At 60.6% G+C, this 14,895-nt stretch carries 16 protein-coding genes; 12 read left to right on the top strand and 4 right to left on the bottom strand.

Annotated elements, in window-relative coordinates; genetic code table 11:
• Positions 1–4: 4 nt before the first annotated feature.
• Both NL123_RS07515 and NL123_RS07520 read right to left on the bottom strand, forming a co-directional pair.
• Positions 5–271, bottom strand: coding sequence for a hypothetical protein (locus NL123_RS07515; protein WP_058427435.1), 267 nt, complete (start codon positions 269–271; stop codon positions 5–7).
• 51 nt (positions 272–322) lie between these two features.
• Positions 323–655, bottom strand: a complete 333-nt coding sequence (locus NL123_RS07520) for a hypothetical protein (RefSeq protein WP_058427434.1) — start codon at positions 653–655, stop codon at positions 323–325.
• A 189-nt stretch (positions 656–844) separates the two neighbouring features.
• On the opposite strand from NL123_RS07520, the gene NL123_RS07525 reads away from it, so the two are divergent.
• From NL123_RS07525 to NL123_RS07550, 6 genes are all read left to right on the top strand, one after another.
• The gene (locus tag NL123_RS07525; RefSeq protein WP_010208407.1) at positions 845–1,324 is read left to right on the top strand and encodes a GNAT family N-acetyltransferase; all 480 of its coding nucleotides are present in this window, start codon (positions 845–847) and stop codon (positions 1,322–1,324) included.
• Between the two features lie 162 nt (positions 1,325–1,486).
• Positions 1,487–2,308, top strand: a complete 822-nt coding sequence (locus tag NL123_RS07530) for an SDR family oxidoreductase (RefSeq protein ID WP_494357511.1) — start codon at positions 1,487–1,489, stop codon at positions 2,306–2,308.
• 32 nt (positions 2,309–2,340) lie between these two features.
• Positions 2,341–3,321, top strand: a complete 981-nt coding sequence (locus NL123_RS07535; protein ID WP_494357512.1) for a substrate-binding domain-containing protein — start codon at positions 2,341–2,343, stop codon at positions 3,319–3,321.
• A complete protein-coding gene (araG, locus tag NL123_RS07540; protein ID WP_494357513.1) occupies positions 3,318–4,817 on the top strand; it encodes an L-arabinose ABC transporter ATP-binding protein AraG in 1,500 nt (499 codons plus the stop codon). The genes NL123_RS07535 and araG overlap by 4 nt, the downstream gene beginning before the upstream one ends.
• 17 nt (positions 4,818–4,834) lie before the next feature.
• Positions 4,835–5,800 (top strand): L-arabinose ABC transporter permease AraH, encoded by a 966-nt coding sequence (gene araH / locus NL123_RS07545; protein ID WP_248483749.1) that lies wholly within the window; start codon positions 4,835–4,837, stop codon positions 5,798–5,800.
• 188 nt (positions 5,801–5,988) lie between these two features.
• The gene (locus NL123_RS07550; protein WP_494357514.1) at positions 5,989–6,792 is read left to right on the top strand and encodes an IclR family transcriptional regulator; all 804 of its coding nucleotides are present in this window, start codon (positions 5,989–5,991) and stop codon (positions 6,790–6,792) included.
• On the opposite strand, the gene NL123_RS07555 is transcribed toward NL123_RS07550, so the two are convergent.
• Entirely contained in the window at positions 6,793–7,845 is a 1,053-nt protein-coding gene (locus NL123_RS07555) for an NAD(P)-dependent alcohol dehydrogenase (RefSeq protein WP_494357515.1), read from the bottom strand.
• A 181-nt stretch (positions 7,846–8,026) separates the two neighbouring features.
• On the opposite strand from NL123_RS07555, the gene NL123_RS07560 reads away from it, so the two are divergent.
• Positions 8,027–8,920: an AraC family transcriptional regulator gene (locus NL123_RS07560; RefSeq protein ID WP_248483743.1), complete on the top strand. Its 894-nt coding sequence runs from the start codon at positions 8,027–8,029 to the stop codon at positions 8,918–8,920.
• A 42-nt stretch (positions 8,921–8,962) separates the two neighbouring features.
• Here NL123_RS07560 and NL123_RS07565 read toward each other — a convergent pair whose 3' ends face one another.
• Positions 8,963–10,627 (bottom strand): electron transfer flavoprotein-ubiquinone oxidoreductase, encoded by a 1,665-nt coding sequence (locus NL123_RS07565; protein ID WP_248483741.1) that lies wholly within the window; start codon positions 10,625–10,627, stop codon positions 8,963–8,965.
• Between the two features lie 506 nt (positions 10,628–11,133).
• Between NL123_RS07565 and NL123_RS07570 the strand changes: the two genes are divergently transcribed.
• The 5 genes from NL123_RS07570 (at position 11,134) to NL123_RS07590 (ending at position 14,888) form a co-directional block, all read left to right on the top strand.
• A complete protein-coding gene (locus NL123_RS07570) occupies positions 11,134–11,883 on the top strand; it encodes an electron transfer flavoprotein subunit beta/FixA family protein (protein ID WP_057009251.1) in 750 nt (249 codons plus the stop codon).
• 2 nt (positions 11,884–11,885) lie between these two features.
• Positions 11,886–12,815 carry an electron transfer flavoprotein subunit alpha/FixB family protein gene (locus tag NL123_RS07575; RefSeq protein ID WP_494357516.1) on the top strand — a complete coding sequence of 310 codons (930 nt, stop codon included), beginning with the start codon at positions 11,886–11,888 and terminating at the stop codon, positions 12,813–12,815.
• 73 nt (positions 12,816–12,888) lie between these two features.
• A complete protein-coding gene (locus NL123_RS07580; protein ID WP_494357517.1) occupies positions 12,889–13,704 on the top strand; it encodes a substrate-binding periplasmic protein in 816 nt (271 codons plus the stop codon).
• Positions 13,705–13,713: 9 nt separating this feature from the next.
• Positions 13,714–14,076: a DUF4398 domain-containing protein gene (locus tag NL123_RS07585; protein WP_058427423.1), complete on the top strand. Its 363-nt coding sequence runs from the start codon at positions 13,714–13,716 to the stop codon at positions 14,074–14,076.
• Positions 14,073–14,888: an OmpA family protein gene (locus NL123_RS07590; RefSeq protein WP_071491446.1), complete on the top strand. Its 816-nt coding sequence runs from the start codon at positions 14,073–14,075 to the stop codon at positions 14,886–14,888. The genes NL123_RS07585 and NL123_RS07590 overlap by 4 nt, the downstream gene beginning before the upstream one ends.
• The last annotated feature ends 7 nt before the right edge of the window (positions 14,889–14,895 follow it).

The raw sequence follows: 14,895 nt of genomic DNA on the forward strand, positions 1-14,895 counted from the left end.
GAGGCTACTGGCTGGTTTCAGACTCCAACTTACGCGCCTCATCCACACCCGACGCCGTCAGTTTGATCGGCAGGTTCAACGCATATTCACCGGCGGCGTCGGTGGTCACATGCCCATCCTTGATCAGGCCGCGATCCTGCAGAAACGCCAACGCACTGGCGACGACTTTTTCTCCGCGGTAGTTATCCAACACCTCCTTGCCCAGCCCCTGGGGATGAGCGTGCAGCAGGCGGGTCAAGACTTCTTTCTCAAGGTCTTTGTCGACGTTCATGCGTACCTCTTCACTGGGAAATGATCGGGTGTTCGTCTTGCGTTGGGTGGATCAAGGCGCAGGCTGTTTTGGCGCGCCGGGCAGGTTCGAGTCATCGCCCTTGTTGATCTTGGGTTCATTGACCGATGGGCCCATTTTGCCGTTGCCGACGGCAGCTGGTGCCTGGCGTTGGGTGTCATGGCCCTGGGTGTGCGGGTCAGCGGCATTGGTATTGTCAATGACTGCGCCGCCATTGGTGTCCAGGCCGGTGCCCATGGATTTCTGGGACTCGGTGGTGGCGTCCGGATTGGTCGGGCCGGTGGAGGAGGTGGCCGCAAAACCGCTCAGCGAAACCGAAGACAACAGGCCAGCCAGGGCGAGGGCAGCAAACTTGGAATGCTTCATGAGGGTGTCTCCATATGATGAATGTCCTTACCTACTGTTGGTCAGCTCTCGTTTGATGTTCGTGCCTGGGTGGCGACGAACGGTCTTGCGTCACCTGTAAGATTTTGTGTGCCAGTGACCACGAATTGCGCTGCAACTCGTCACGAAAGCGCCTTAGTATGTGTGCTTTGAAATTGCCAAGGCTCGCCCATGACCATCGAGATTCGCCCCGCCGTGCCCAGCGATGCTGCGCAGATCCTGACTTTCATCACTGAGTTGGCCGAGTACGAGAAGGCCCGGCATGAAGTGATCGCCAGTGTGGTGGACATCGAGCGTAGCCTGTTCAGCGAAGGGGCGACCGCCCATGGCCTGATCTGTTTGCGCGATGGCCTGCCGATTGGTTTTGCGGTGTTCTTCTTCAGTTATTCCACTTGGCTGGGCAGCAACTGCCTGTACCTGGAAGACCTGTACATCAACCCGGAGCAACGCGGCGGCGGCGCGGGCAAGAAGCTCTTGCGCCACCTGGCGAAGATCGCGTTCGACAACGGCTGCGGGCGCTTCGAGTGGAGCGTGCTGGACTGGAACGAACCGGCGATTGCGTTCTACAAATCCATCGGTGCCCAGCCGCAGGAGGAGTGGGTGCGCTATCGCATGGAAGGTGATGCGCTGCGTGACTTCGCCCTAGGCTAAAGACCGTAGATCAAAATGTGGGAGGGGGCTTGCCCCCTCCCACAATTTTTTTGCTCTTTTCTCAATATATGGGATGCAAATTTATATATTGAGATGTTTCAAAAGATGGGTTTATAGTCGGCTGCATCAGCACTCACTACCAAAAATAAAACAGGTGAAGCGATGCAGGCACAACCGTTGTCACTCCCCGCCGTGCCCGAACCCACCTACGGCGAGCGGCTCAAAGGCAAAGTGGTGATCATCACCGGTGCCGCCCAGGGCATTGGCGAGGCGATCGTCGCGTGTTTCCAGGCGCAGCAGGCGAAGCTGGTCATCGCTGATATCCAGGGTGAAAAGGTCGAGCAGGTCGCGGCCCGCTGGCGCGAACGCGGCGCCGAGATCTACGCGCAACCCGTCGATATCACGTCCAAGGAACAATGGCAGGCACTGGTCAATGTGGCCATCGAGCGTTTCGGTCGTGTGGATGTACTGGTCAATTGCGCCGGGGTCAATGTGTTTCGCGACCCGCTGGAGATGACCGACGAAGACTGGCGCCGCTGCTTCGCCATCGACCTCGACGGTGCCTGGTACGGCTGCCGCACGGTGCTGCCGCACATGATCGAGCAGGGCATCGGCAATATCATCAACATTGCTTCCACCCATTCCAGCCACATCATTCCTGGCTGCTTCCCCTATCCCGTGGCCAAGCATGGCCTGCTTGGCCTGACCCGCGCCCTCGGCATCGAATACGCGCCCAAGGGCATCCGCGTGAATGCCATCGCGCCGGGCTACATAGAAACCCAGCTCAACGTCGACTACTGGAACGGTTTCCCCGACCCCCACGCCGAACGCCAGCGTGCGTTCGACCTGCACCCGCCCAAGCGCATCGGCCAGCCGATCGAAGTGGCGATGACCGCGTTGTTCCTGGCGACCGACGAGGCGCCGTTTATCAATGCAACCTGCCTGATGATCGATGGCGGGCGGTCTGTGATGTACCACGACTGAAGCGTTTTCCAATAACAAGAAAGAGGTGGTTCATGTTCAAGAAGACTTTAGGCACCCTGGCACTTGCAATGGCGTTCAGCAGCGTGGCACTCGCCGAAGAAGTGAAGATCGGCTTTCTGGTCAAACAGGCCGAAGAACCCTGGTTCCAGACCGAATGGGCCTTCGCCGAGAAAGCCGGCAAGGAACACGGCTTTACCGTGATCAAGATCGCCGTGCCCGACGGTGAAAAAACCCTCTCGGCCATCGACAGCCTGGCTGCCAACGGCGCCAAGGGCTTTGTGATCTGCCCGCCGGACGTGTCCCTCGGCCCGGCCATCGTCGCCAAGGCCAAGGTCAATGGCCTGAAAGTCATGGCAGTGGATGATCGCTTCGTGGATGCGAAGGGCAACTTCATGGAAGACGTGCCGTACCTGGGCATGGCTGCCTTTGAAGTGGGCCAGAAGCAGGGCGCCGCAATGGCAACCGAAGCGAAAAAACGCGGCTGGGACTGGAAGGACACCTACGCCGTGATCAACACCTATAACGAACTCGACACCGGCAAGAAGCGCACCGACGGTTCGATCAAGTCCCTGGAAGACGCCGGCCTGCCCAAAGACCATATCCTGACCGCCGCGCTCAAGACCCTTGACGTACCCGGCAGCATGGACGCCACCAACTCGGCGCTGGTCAAGCTGCCCAGCGGCGCGAAAAACCTGATCATCGGCGGCATGAATGACAACACCGTGCTCGGCGGCGTACGCGCCACCGAAAGCGCCGGCTTCAAGGCTGCCAATGTGATCGGCATCGGCATCAATGGCACCGACGCCATCGGCGAGTTGAAAAAGGCTGAAAGCGGTTTCTTCGGCTCGATGCTGCCCAGCCCGCATATCGAGGGTTACAACACCGCGTTGGCGATGTATGAGTGGGTCACCACCGGCAAGGAACCTGCGAAATACACGGCGATGGACGAAGTGACCCTGATCACCCGCGCCAACTTCCAGGCAGAGCTGACCAAGATCGGGTTGTGGAAATGACCGGCGCGGCCTTGCGCTTCAACGGCATCGGCAAGGAGTTTCCCGGTGTGAAAGCCCTGGCGCAGATCAGCTTTGAAGCGCGGCCGCGTGAGGTGCATGCGTTGATGGGCGAGAACGGCGCGGGCAAGTCGACGCTGCTGAAAATCCTTGGCGGCGCCTACCTGCCCAGCAGTGGCACGTTGCAGATCGGCGCGCAGACCATGGACTTCAAGTCTGCCGCCGACAGCATTGCCAACGGCGTGGCGGTGATCCACCAGGAGCTGCATTTGGTGCCGGAAATGACCGTGGCCGAGAACCTGTTCCTTGGGCACTTGCCGACGCGCTTCGGGGTGGTCAACCGCAGTCAGTTGCGTAAGCAGGCGTTGGCCTGCCTCAAGGGCCTGGCGGATGAAATCGATCCGGATGAGAAGCTCGGTCGACTTTCCCTTGGTCAACGCCAACTGGTGGAAATCGCCAAGGCGCTGTCCCGTGGCGCCCATGTGATTGCCTTCGACGAGCCCACCAGCAGCCTGTCGGCGCGGGAGATCGATCGCTTGATGGCGATCATCACGCGGCTGCGCGATGAAGGCAAAGTGGTGCTCTACGTGTCCCATCGCATGGAGGAAGTGTTCCGCATCTGCAACGCGGTAACGGTGTTCAAGGACGGCCGTTACGTGCGCACCTTCGACGACATGAGCACCCTGACCCACGACCAGTTGGTAACGTGCATGGTCGGCCGCGATATCCAGGACATCTACGACTACCGCCCACGTGAACAGGGCGATGTAGCGCTGAAGGTCGAGGGCTTGCTTGGCCCGGGCTTGCGTGAGCCGGTCAGCCTTCAGGTACACAAGGGCGAGATTCTCGGCCTGTTCGGCTTGGTCGGGGCAGGGCGCACGGAGCTGTTTCGGCTGCTGAGTGGTTTGACCCGCAGCACTGCCGGCAGCCTGGAACTGTGCGGTCAGGCCCTGCAACTGCGTTCACCGCGCGATGCCATCGCCGCCGGCGTACTGCTGTGCCCGGAAGACCGCAAGAAGGAAGGCATCATTCCGCTGTCCAGCGTAGCCGAAAATATCAATATCAGCGCGCGTGGCGCCCACTCTGCATTTGGCTGGCTGCTGCGTGATGGCTGGGAAAAGGCCAACGCAGACCGGCAAATCAAAAGCATGAAGGTCAAGACGCCGAACGCCGAACAGAAAATCATGTACCTGTCCGGCGGCAACCAGCAGAAGGCCATTCTCGGCCGCTGGTTGTCGATGCCGATGAAAGTACTGCTGCTGGATGAGCCAACGCGTGGCATCGATATTGGTGCCAAGTCGGAGATCTACCAGATCATCCATAACCTGGCGGCCAGCGGTATTGCGGTGATTGTGGTGTCCAGCGACCTGATGGAAGTGATGGGGATTTCCGACCGCATCCTGGTGATGAGCGAAGGCGCCCTGACCGGCGAACTCGCCCGTGACCAGGCGGATGAAGCACGGCTGTTGCAACTGGCTCTCCCGCGTTCGCGGGCTTGAAGAATTCGAGGTGAATGATGTCTGAGGTAAAAACTGCAAAGGGCTTCTGGCCGGGTTTCAACCAGCGCAAATTCCTCGATGACTGGGTGATGCTGCTCGCCGCGTTGAGCATCTTTGTGCTCAGCGCGTTGTTTATCGACAACTTCCTTTCACCGCTGAACATGCGCGGGCTGGGCCTGGCGATCTCCACCGTGGGCATCGCCGCGTGCACCATGTTGTTCTGCCTGGCATCCGGGCATTTCGACTTGTCGGTGGGCTCGGTGATTGCGTGTGCCGGGGTGGTCGCAGGTATCGTGATCCGTGATACCGAGAGCGTGGTGCTCGGTGTGTCGGCGGCGTTGGCGATGGGCCTGGTGGTGGGGCTGATCAACGGTATTGTCATCGCCAAGCTGCGTATCAACGCCTTGATCGCGACGTTGGCGACCATGCAGATCGTGCGCGGCCTGGCTTACATTTTCTCCAACGGCAAGGCCGTCGGCGTGATGGACGAAGGGTTCTTCGTATTCGGCAACGGCCAACTGATGGGCGTGCCGGTACCGATCATCATCACCGTGCTGTGCTTTGTATTTTTCGGCTGGCTGCTCAACTACACCACCTACGGGCGCAACACCATGGCCATCGGTGGCAACCAGGAAGCGGCGTTGCTGGCCGGGGTGAACGTCGATCGCACCAAGATCATCATCTTTGCCGTACACGGTCTGATTGGTGCGTTGGCCGGGGTGATCCTCGCTTCGCGCATGACCTCGGGCCAGCCGATGATTGGGCAGGGCTTCGAGCTGACCGTGATCTCGGCGTGCGTGCTGGGCGGAGTGTCGTTGAGTGGCGGCATTGGCATGATCCGGCATGTGATTGCCGGGGTGTTGATTTTGGCGATCATCGAGAATGCGATGAACCTGAAGAACATCGACACCTTCTACCAGTACGTCATCCGTGGCTCGATCCTGTTGCTGGCGGTCATCATTGACCGCATGAAACAGCGCTGATCCCGAGCCCTATGAAGATTCAAATGTGGGAGGGGGCTTGCCCCCGATGGCGGCACGTCAGAAAAACATGCATTCACTGACACACCGCTATCGGGGGCAAGCCCCCTCCCACATTTGGATCTGCGCTGTATTGAGGTTCAGCTTTTGCCATAATGCCGCTCGTTTTCGTACCACCACATAGGCCTGATATGCAGGAAAACGCCCACACCCCCGTCAAAGACACCGCCCCCACCGGCACCCAGACCCTGCTGCGTGGCCTGGGCGTGGTGCAGGCCGTGGCGGCGGGTGCGCGGGATCTGAAAGAGATCGCCAAGCGCATCGGCACCACCCGCAGCACCACCCACCGCCTGGCCAGTTGCCTGGTGGACGAGCGTTACCTGCGCGTGGTGCCGCAAGTCGGTTACCTGCTGGGGCCGAAGTTGATCGAGCTGGGGTTTCAGGCGCGGGAAGAGCTGCCGCTGGTGACCCTGGCCATCCCGTATCTGGATGAGCTGTCGGCGCTGACCGGTGACACCATCCACCTGGCCATTCGCGAATACGACGACGTGCTTTACCTGCACAAGAACCCCGGCCGCAATGGCCCGGAAATGCGCTCGCGAGTCGGCCACCGCATACCGCTGGCGCGCACCGGAATTGGCAAGGCATTGCTGCTGGATGACACGGTGGAAGAGTGGCAGCGTCTGTACGACGTCAGCCTGCCGGTGGGCGGGAAAAGCCTGCAGTGGCCGCAGCACCCGGAACAGTCCTGGGCGCAGTTCGAGCAGCGCATGCGTGAATACGTGGTGGGCGGGTATGCGTTCGACCTGGAAGACAACGAACCGTCGATCCGTTGCGTGGCGGCCCCGGTGCGCGATGCCAGCCGGCGCATCGTCGCCGGCATCAGCATCGCCAGTACCGTGCCCTACATGCCCTTGGAGAAAATGGCCGAGCTGATTCCCGTGGTCAAACAGGTCGCAGCCCGGCTGTCGGCGGAGTTGGGCGCGAAGGCCTGATCAGGCCTTCAAGGTCGTCATGTCGATGACAAAACGGTACTTCACATCGCCGGCGATCATGCGGCTGTAGGCTTCGTTGATATGGCGGATGTCGAGCATTTCGATGTCGCAGGTGATGTTGTGCTCGGCGCAGAAATCCAGGACTTCCTGGGTTTCGGCAATGCCGCCGATCAAGGAACCGGCCAGCACTTTGCGGCCCAGCACCAGCTTGGCGGCGTTGACGGGCGGGTCGACCGGCTCGATCAGGCCGACCAGGATATGCACGCCGTCAAAGCGCAGCACGTCGAGGTAGGGGTTCAGGTCGTGCTGCACCGGGATGGTGTCCAGCAGGAAGTCGAAACGGCCGGCGGCGGCTTTCATCTGCTCGGCATCGGTGGACACGATTACATGGTCGGCACCCTGGCGACGACCTTCCTCGGCCTTGCTCGCCGAGCGGGTGAACAGCGTCACTTCCGCGCCCATGGCCTTGGCGAACTTGATGCCCATATGGCCCAGGCCACCCATGCCCAGCACGCCGACTTTATCGCCGGCCTTCACGCCGTAGTGCTTGAGCGGCGAGTAGGTGGTAATGCCGGCGCACAGGATCGGCGCCGCGCTGGCCAGATCGAGCTTGGCCGGGATCTTCACCACGAAGTGCTCGCTGACCACGATGCTGTCGGAGTAACCGCCCATGGTGTTGCTGCCGTCTACACGGTCCGGGGTGGCGTAGGTCATGGTCGGGCCTTCGAGGCAGTATTGCTCAAGGTCTGACTTGCAGGCGTCGCAGTGACGGCACGAATCGACCATGCAGCCCACGCCGACCAGGTCGCCAATTTTGTGCGCGGTGACGTTGGCGCCAACGGCGGTGACCTTGCCGACAATCTCGTGGCCCGGCATCAGCGGGTACACGGCGATGCCCCATTCGTTGCGCGCCTGGTGGATGTCGGAGTGGCAGACGCCGCAGTAGAGGATCTCGATGGCCACGTCATCGGCGCGCGGGCTGCGGCGCTGGAAAGACATGGGGGCGAGGGGAGTGGTGGCCGACTGGGCGGCATAACCGATGGCGGTGTACATGGGGAAACCTCGCAAAAGCAATGACAGGTGAGGCGGCGCATTCTCCGCGCCGGGTCCTGATGCGGCCATGGCGATTGCTCCGAGTCTCATGCCTATTCGTCCGGGAGTGCCCCTGGTTTGGATCCATTGGCCGCCAGACCTGCGATGATGTTCTCATCCCTTATTCGCGAAGTTTTTTGCCATGTTGTTGACCCGCCATCTCGATGCCAATGCCACCTTGGTTGCCTTGATTGAGGGGCTTACGCCCTGCGACGGTTTTTCCCCGACCCACCTGCCCGGTGTGCAAGTGCTGCGCGCCAGTTGTGACGTGGCACGCGGGCCGCAGATCTATGAGCCAAGCCTGATGTTCGTGGCCCAAGGCAGCAAAGTCGCCTACCTGGGGCCGCGCACGTTGGAGTATGGCGCCGGGCATTACCTGATCCAGGCCATGCCGGTGCCGTTCGAGTGCGAGACCTTTGCCATGGGCGCTGATGCGCCGTTGTACGGTGTCACGGTGGGCATTGACCGCGTGGTCCTGGGCGAATTGGTCATGTCCATGGGCATTCAGGCCGGGCCGCCACCCACGGCGCAGACGCTGGAGTCGATGAGTTCGGTGATGCTCGATGACGCAATGCGCGGTGCTGTCGAGCGGCTGTTGCAATGCCTGCACGATCCGCTGGAAAGCCGGATCATGGGCGCGGCGCGGGTCCGGGAAGTGTTGTTCACCGCTCTGCGGGGCCCGCAGGCCGATGTGTTGCGAGCACTGGTGGAACAGCAGGGGCAGTTTTCGCGGATCGCCACGTCATTGAATCACCTGCATGGCCACTACGCCGAGCCGCTGAATATCGAGACGCTGGCCGGGTATGCGCACATGAGTGCGTCGACCTTTCATGAGCACTTCAAGCGCTGCACGTTGTTGTCGCCGGTGCAGTACCTCAAGCGTCTGCGTCTGCTCAAGGCCCAACAGTTGCTGCTGGTGGACGGTATGGGTGTGGCGCAGGCGGCGCACAGCGTGGGGTACCAGAGTACGTCGCAGTTCAGTCGCGAGTACAAGCGCTACTTCCTGCGCAATCCCGGCGAAGAGCGCGCAGCATAAAAAAGGCTCCCATTTGGGAGCCTTTTTGTTCGAGTCGCGAGCTTACATATTCGGGTAAGTCGGCCCACCCGCGCCTTCCGGCGTAACCCAGGTGATGTTCTGCGAAGGGTCCTTGATGTCACAGGTCTTGCAGTGCACGCAGTTCTGGGCGTTGATCTGGAAGCGCTTTTCGCCGTCTTCCTGGGTGATCACTTCATACACGCCGGCCGGGCAGTAGCGCTGCGCCGGTTCATCGTAGAGCGGCAGGTTGGTGCCGATCGGGATGCTCGCGTCTTTCAGCTTCAAGTGGCACGGCTGTTCTTCTTCATGGTTGGTGCCGGAGATGAATACCGAGCTCAGCTTGTCGAAGCTCAGCTTGCCGTCGGGTTTCGGGTAGTCGATCTTCTTGCTGTCCTTGGCCAGCTTGAGGCAGGCGTAGTCCGGCTTGGTGTCGTGCAGGGTGAACGGCATCTTGCCGCCCAGGATGTTCTGGTCGAACCAGTTGAAGCCGGCACCGATGATCGGGCCGAACTTGTGCATCGCCGGGCCGAAGTTACGGCTGGCGAACAGTTCTTCGTAGAGCCAGCTGGACTTGAAGCTGTCGACGTAAGCGGTCAGTTCGTCACCGCCTTCGGAGTCAGCGAACAGGCGGTCGGCCACGGCGTCGGCGGCGAGCATGCCGGACTTCATCGCGGTGTGGCTGCCCTTGATCTTGGCGAAGTTCAGGGTGCCGAGGTCGCACCCGATCAGCGCGCCACCCTTGAAGACCATCTTCGGCAGCGAGTTCAGGCCGCCTTTGCAGATGGCACGGGCGCCGTAGCTGATGCGCTTGCCGCCTTCCAGGTACTGGGCCAGCACCGGGTGGTGCTTGAGGCGCTGGAACTCATCGAACGGCGACAGGAAAGTGTTGCTGTAGGACAGGTCGACGATCAGGCCCACAACGACCTGGTTGTTTTCCAGGTGATAGAGGAACGAGCCACCAGTGTTCTCGTTGCTCATGATGTCCAGCGGCCAACCGGCGGTGTGCACCACCAGGCCAGGCTGATGTTTGGCCGGGTCGATTTCCCAGATTTCCTTCAGGCCGATGCCGTAGTGCTGGGCGTCGGCGTCGCTGTCCAGGTTGAAGCGCTGGATCAGCTGCTTGCCGATATGGCCACGGCAACCTTCGGCGAACAGCGTGTATTTGCCACGCAGTTCCATGCCGGGGGTGTAGACGCCTTCTTTAGGGTTGCCTTCGCGGTCGACGCCGAGGTCACCGGTGATGATCCCGCGCACCACGCCGTTTTCGTCGAACAGCGCTTCCTGGGCGGCGAAGCCTGGGTAGACTTCCACACCGAGGTTCTCGGCCTGCTGGGCCAGCCAGCGGCACAGGTTGCCCAGGGAGATGATGTAGTTGCCTTCATTGTGCATGGTCTTGGGCACAAAAAAGTCAGGCACCTTGGTGGAGGCTTCGGGGCTGCGCAGTACATAGATGTCGTCGCGCACCACTGGGGTATTGAGCGGGGCACCGAGTTCTTTCCAGTCCGGGAACAGTTCGTTCAGGGCGCGTGGTTCGAACACGGCACCGGAGAGGATATGCGCGCCGACTTCGGAGCCTTTCTCGACCACGCAGACGCTGATTTCCTTACCGGCTTCGGCGGCCTTCTGCTTCAGTCGGCAGGCGGCAGACAGTCCCGCCGGGCCAGCGCCGACGATGACCACGTCGAATTCCATGTATTCGCGTTCCACAGGCTATCTCCTACTCAAGGCTCAACAGGCTTTTTTTTCTAATGGGTGGAGGTTCGGTGTTGTCTTGCGGCAACGGCAAGACCCACCTTTCTCTCTAGGTGGCGCATTATATCTACACCACTGGCAGCGTCCAATACAAACGTTTGTTTGAATTGCTCGCAGGCTAGATAAATCAAAGTGGTGCGGCTTATGACTGGCTATTTTGCCGTATTGACCAGAATAGGCGTTCCGGTCAATATACGGTCGGTTTTGCGCTTACCGTAGGCAGACAGCAGGTTTCAAGAGCACGTCCAAAAGCAAGACAGGTGACGCGTGCCCAAACACTGGCGCGCAGTTTACACGCTGCGATAAAGAATGACCTCTCAGTCACCCCTGACGAACGGTCATCATTTCCCGTGAGCAAGGTCGCCGCCTGCGTTTTTGGAGGTGCCCTTGTGTGCCGATGAGCATCAACCGCCAGGTTCGCCTAGGCGACTTTCTTTTCACCGGAGAGTAACGAGGAATCCATGAAGGTTCTTGTAGCTGTCAAACGCGTTGTCGATTACAACGTGAAAGTTCGCGTCAAGGCGGACAATTCCGGCGTCGACCTCGCTAACGTCAAGATGTCGATGAACCCTTTCTGCGAAATCGCCGTGGAAGAAGCCGTACGCCTGAAAGAGAAAGGCGTGGCGACTGAAATCGTCGTGGTTTCCATCGGCCCGACCACTGCTCAAGAGCAGCTGCGTACCGCGCTGGCACTGGGCGCCGACCGCGCCATCCTGGTCGAGTCCGCTGAAGAGCTGACCTCCCTGGCCGTTGCCAAGCTGCTCAAAGCCGTTGTCGACAAGGAACAGCCTCAGCTGGTGATCCTCGGCAAACAGGCCATCGACAGCGACAACAACCAGACTGGCCAGATGCTGGCTGCGCTGACCGGTTACGGCCAGGGCACCTTCGCCTCCAAGGTCGAAGTGAGCGGCGACAGCGTTGCTGTCACCCGTGAAATCGACGGCGGCGCGCAGACCGTTTCTTTGAAACTGCCGGCCATCGTCACCACCGACCTGCGTTTGAACGAGCCGCGCTACGCGTCCCTGCCAAACATCATGAAAGCCAAGAAGAAGCCGCTTGAGTCGTTGACTCCGGAAGCTTTGGGCGTTTCCACCGCCTCTACCAACAAGACCGTGAAAGTTGAAGCACCGGCTGCACGCAGCGCGGGCATCAAGGTCAAGTCGGTAGCTGAACTGGTAGAGAAACTGAAAAACGAAGCGAAGGTAATCTAATCATGACTATCTTGGTAATCGCTGAACACGACAACAAGGTGCTGGCCCCGGCCACCCTGAACACCGTGGCTGCCGCTGCGAAAATCGGTGGTGATATCCACGTATTGGTTGCTGGCCAGGGCGCTGACGCCGTGGCTGAAGCCGCTGCGAAAATCGTGGGTGTGAGTAAAGTACTGCTGGCCGACAACGCCGCGTACGCTCACCAACTGCCGGAAAACGTTGCGCCGCTGGTTGCAGAGCTTGGCGCTGGCTACAGCCACATCCTGGCTGCCGCTACTTCCAACGGCAAAAACATCCTGCCACGCGTTGCCGCGCAGCTGGACGTTGACCAGATCTCCGAGATCATCTCGGTCGAAAGCGCCGACACCTTCAAGCGCCCGATCTATGCCGGCAACGCTATCGCTACCGTACAGTCCAACGCTTCGGTCAAAGTCATCACCGTACGCGCCACCGGTTTCGACCCGGTTGCCGCTGAAGGGGGGGCGGCTGCCGTTGAAGCCGTCGCCGCTGCCCACGACGCTGGCACTTCCAGCTTTGTTGGCGAAGAGCTGGCCAAGTCGGACCGTCCTGAGCTGACCGCTGCCAAGATCGTCGTTTCCGGCGGCCGTGGCATGCAGAACGGTGACAACTTCAAGCACCTGTATGCCCTGGCCGACAAGCTGGGCGCTGCGGTCGGCGCCTCCCGCGCGGCCGTCGACGCAGGTTTCGTACCCAACGACATGCAGGTCGGCCAGACCGGCAAGATCGTTGCGCCACAGCTGTACATCGCCGTCGGTATCTCCGGCGCGATTCAGCACTTGGCCGGTATGAAAGACTCCAAGGTGATCGTTGCGATCAACAAGGACGAAGAAGCACCGATCTTCCAGGTGGCTGATTACGGCCTGGTGGCGGACTTGTTCGAAGCTGTCCCTGAGTTGGAGAAGCTGGTCTAATCCAGTCGCTTCACTTATAAAGAGCCCGGTCCATGTGACCGGGCTTTTTTTTGACTTGCTGGAGACACTTGCCATGGAACTGCGTCCCTGGGCCGTACTGCTGGGCCTCACTCTGCTGCCGAGCCTGACGCTGGCCGCCGGCAAATGCGACCGCCTGGTGATCACCGGCAGTCCGGACGCGCCGCCCCTGCTCTGGCGTGACCCGCAAGACCCCACGCACCTCATCGGCGCCACCGCCGACGTGCTGCAACAAGTGGGCAAGGACCTCGGGTTGAAAATCGACCTGCTCTACGGCGGCAAACGTTCGCTGGCCCTGGATGAGGTGCGCAGCGGGCGCATGGATATCCTTGCCGATGCGCCGCTGAACCTGGGCGAGCTGGAAACCCTCGACTACATCCACCCGGCCCTGGTGCAGCTCGACTACCTAGTGTGGACGCGCAAGGATTCAGCGCTGGCCTACACCACGGCGGCCGACCTGCACGGGCACAAAGGCGCGGTGTCGGAACGTGCGCGCTTGAGTGCCGCCTTCGAAACGTTCGCCGGCCAGCAATTGAGCCTGCAACGCCTGCCGTCCCTGACGCCGGCGTTCCAGAAACTGCTGCTGGGAGAGGTCGACTATGTCCTCGCCGGGCGTTATTCCGGCATGGCAATGGCACAGACCTTGGGCATGAGCAACGACCTGATCGCCCGCGAGGTGCCCGTCGATCAGCCGGGCCTGTACCTGGCGATTTCCCACAACTCGGCCTGCAACGATCCGTGGTTGCGCGGACAGCTCGCCAAAAAGATGACAGAATTGCCCGGGTCTGGTGTGACGGAAGCCGCGTTGCAGCGCAATCTGGAACGTTGGAAAGCGCAATTGCAACAACCCGTCGGCACCCCAACAAAGTAGGGATTTTCAGTGACTCTTCGACCTCTTTTCGCGGCCCTCGCCGTTGTCGCTCTGGCGGGATGTGCAGCTGATCCTGCGCCGAATGAACAAATTCGCCTCACCCAGCAAGCCCTTGAGCAAGCCAGCGCCGTTGGCGCCAACCCCGATGAATCGCCCGAACTGAAACTGGCCGAAGAGAAATTCGCCCGGGCCAAGTCGAGCATGGCTGACCAGTCCTACAAAAATGCACGCATGCGCTTTGAGCAAGCCGAGTTGGACGCGCGTCTGGCAGAAGCCAAAGTGTTGACCCGCAAGAGCCAGGAGCAGTTGAACGTGCTCAACACCCGCATCACTCGCCTGCGCAAGCAACTGCAGTTGGGGGAAGCCCAATGAGTCCGATGATCCGTGGTTTGAGTTGTGCGCTGCTGTTGGGCACGGCTGTATTGGGCGGTTGTGCCAGCCATCCCGACAGCGAACAGGCCCTGCAACAGGCTGGGAATGACTTCCAGAAGGTCAAGGAAGACGCCAATGTGTTGCGCTTTGCGCCCAAGGACGTGATCCGCGCCGGTGAGTCCCTGGCCCGTGCCGATCGCCTGTCCAGCTACTGGGGCAGCGGTGCCGACGTGGTGCATTACGCCTACTTGAGCCAACGCTACAGCGCTATTGCCCGTGAACACACCGAACAGGCGCTCAACCAGGAGCGCGGTGCCAAGCTCGAACTGGAACGCCAGCGCCTGCAACTGGCCTTGCGTGAAAGCAAGCTGAGCAGCGTGCAGCAGCAGGGTAAATGGCTTGAAGAACAGATCGCCAGCCTGACCACCACCCAGACCGATCGTGGCCTGGTGATGACCCTGGGCGATGTGCTGTTCGACACCGGTGACGCCGAGCTGAAGAACTCGGCCAACCGCACAGTGCTCAAGATTGTGCAGTTCTTGCAACTGAACCCCAAGCGTGTGGTGCGTATCGAGGGCTACGCCGATAACACCGGTGGCGAGCAGGAAAATCTCAAACTGTCCCGCGACCGCGCGCAGTCGGTGGCTGATGTGCTGGTCGACCTGGGAATCGACGAAAAACGCATCCAGGTGGAAGGGTATGGCGACCAGTATCCGGTGGAGGCCAATGCCTCCGAGCGGGGCAGGGCGCAGAACCGCCGGGTGGAGATCGTCTTCTCTGACGAGAAAGGTCAACTGGGCGCTGCCCGGTAGAAGCCTG

The organism is Pseudomonas sp. FBCC-B1565, from assembly GCF_059133265.1.

Excerpts from the sequence above, each read along its gene's own strand:
- araG (WP_494357513.1), top strand. The coding sequence starts at position 3,318 with ATGACCGGCGCGGCCTTGCGCTTCAACGGCATCGGCAAGGAGTTTCCC.
- NL123_RS07570 (WP_057009251.1), top strand. The coding sequence starts at position 11,134 with ATGAAGGTTCTTGTAGCTGTCAAACGCGTTGTCGATTACAACGTGAAA.
- NL123_RS07535 (WP_494357512.1), top strand. The coding sequence starts at position 2,341 with ATGTTCAAGAAGACTTTAGGCACCCTGGCACTTGCAATGGCGTTCAGC.
- NL123_RS07580 (WP_494357517.1), top strand. The coding sequence starts at position 12,889 with ATGGAACTGCGTCCCTGGGCCGTACTGCTGGGCCTCACTCTGCTGCCG.
- NL123_RS07575 (WP_494357516.1), top strand. The coding sequence starts at position 11,886 with ATGACTATCTTGGTAATCGCTGAACACGACAACAAGGTGCTGGCCCCG.
- NL123_RS07525 (WP_010208407.1), top strand. The coding sequence starts at position 845 with ATGACCATCGAGATTCGCCCCGCCGTGCCCAGCGATGCTGCGCAGATC.
- NL123_RS07520 (WP_058427434.1), bottom strand. The coding sequence starts at position 655 with ATGAAGCATTCCAAGTTTGCTGCCCTCGCCCTGGCTGGCCTGTTGTCT.
- NL123_RS07515 (WP_058427435.1), bottom strand. The coding sequence starts at position 271 with ATGAACGTCGACAAAGACCTTGAGAAAGAAGTCTTGACCCGCCTGCTG.
- NL123_RS07560 (WP_248483743.1), top strand. The coding sequence starts at position 8,027 with ATGTTGTTGACCCGCCATCTCGATGCCAATGCCACCTTGGTTGCCTTG.
- NL123_RS07530 (WP_494357511.1), top strand. The coding sequence starts at position 1,487 with ATGCAGGCACAACCGTTGTCACTCCCCGCCGTGCCCGAACCCACCTAC.
- NL123_RS07555 (WP_494357515.1), bottom strand. The coding sequence starts at position 7,845 with ATGTACACCGCCATCGGTTATGCCGCCCAGTCGGCCACCACTCCCCTC.
- NL123_RS07550 (WP_494357514.1), top strand. The coding sequence starts at position 5,989 with ATGCAGGAAAACGCCCACACCCCCGTCAAAGACACCGCCCCCACCGGC.
- NL123_RS07590 (WP_071491446.1), top strand. The coding sequence starts at position 14,073 with ATGAGTCCGATGATCCGTGGTTTGAGTTGTGCGCTGCTGTTGGGCACG.
- araH (WP_248483749.1), top strand. The coding sequence starts at position 4,835 with ATGTCTGAGGTAAAAACTGCAAAGGGCTTCTGGCCGGGTTTCAACCAG.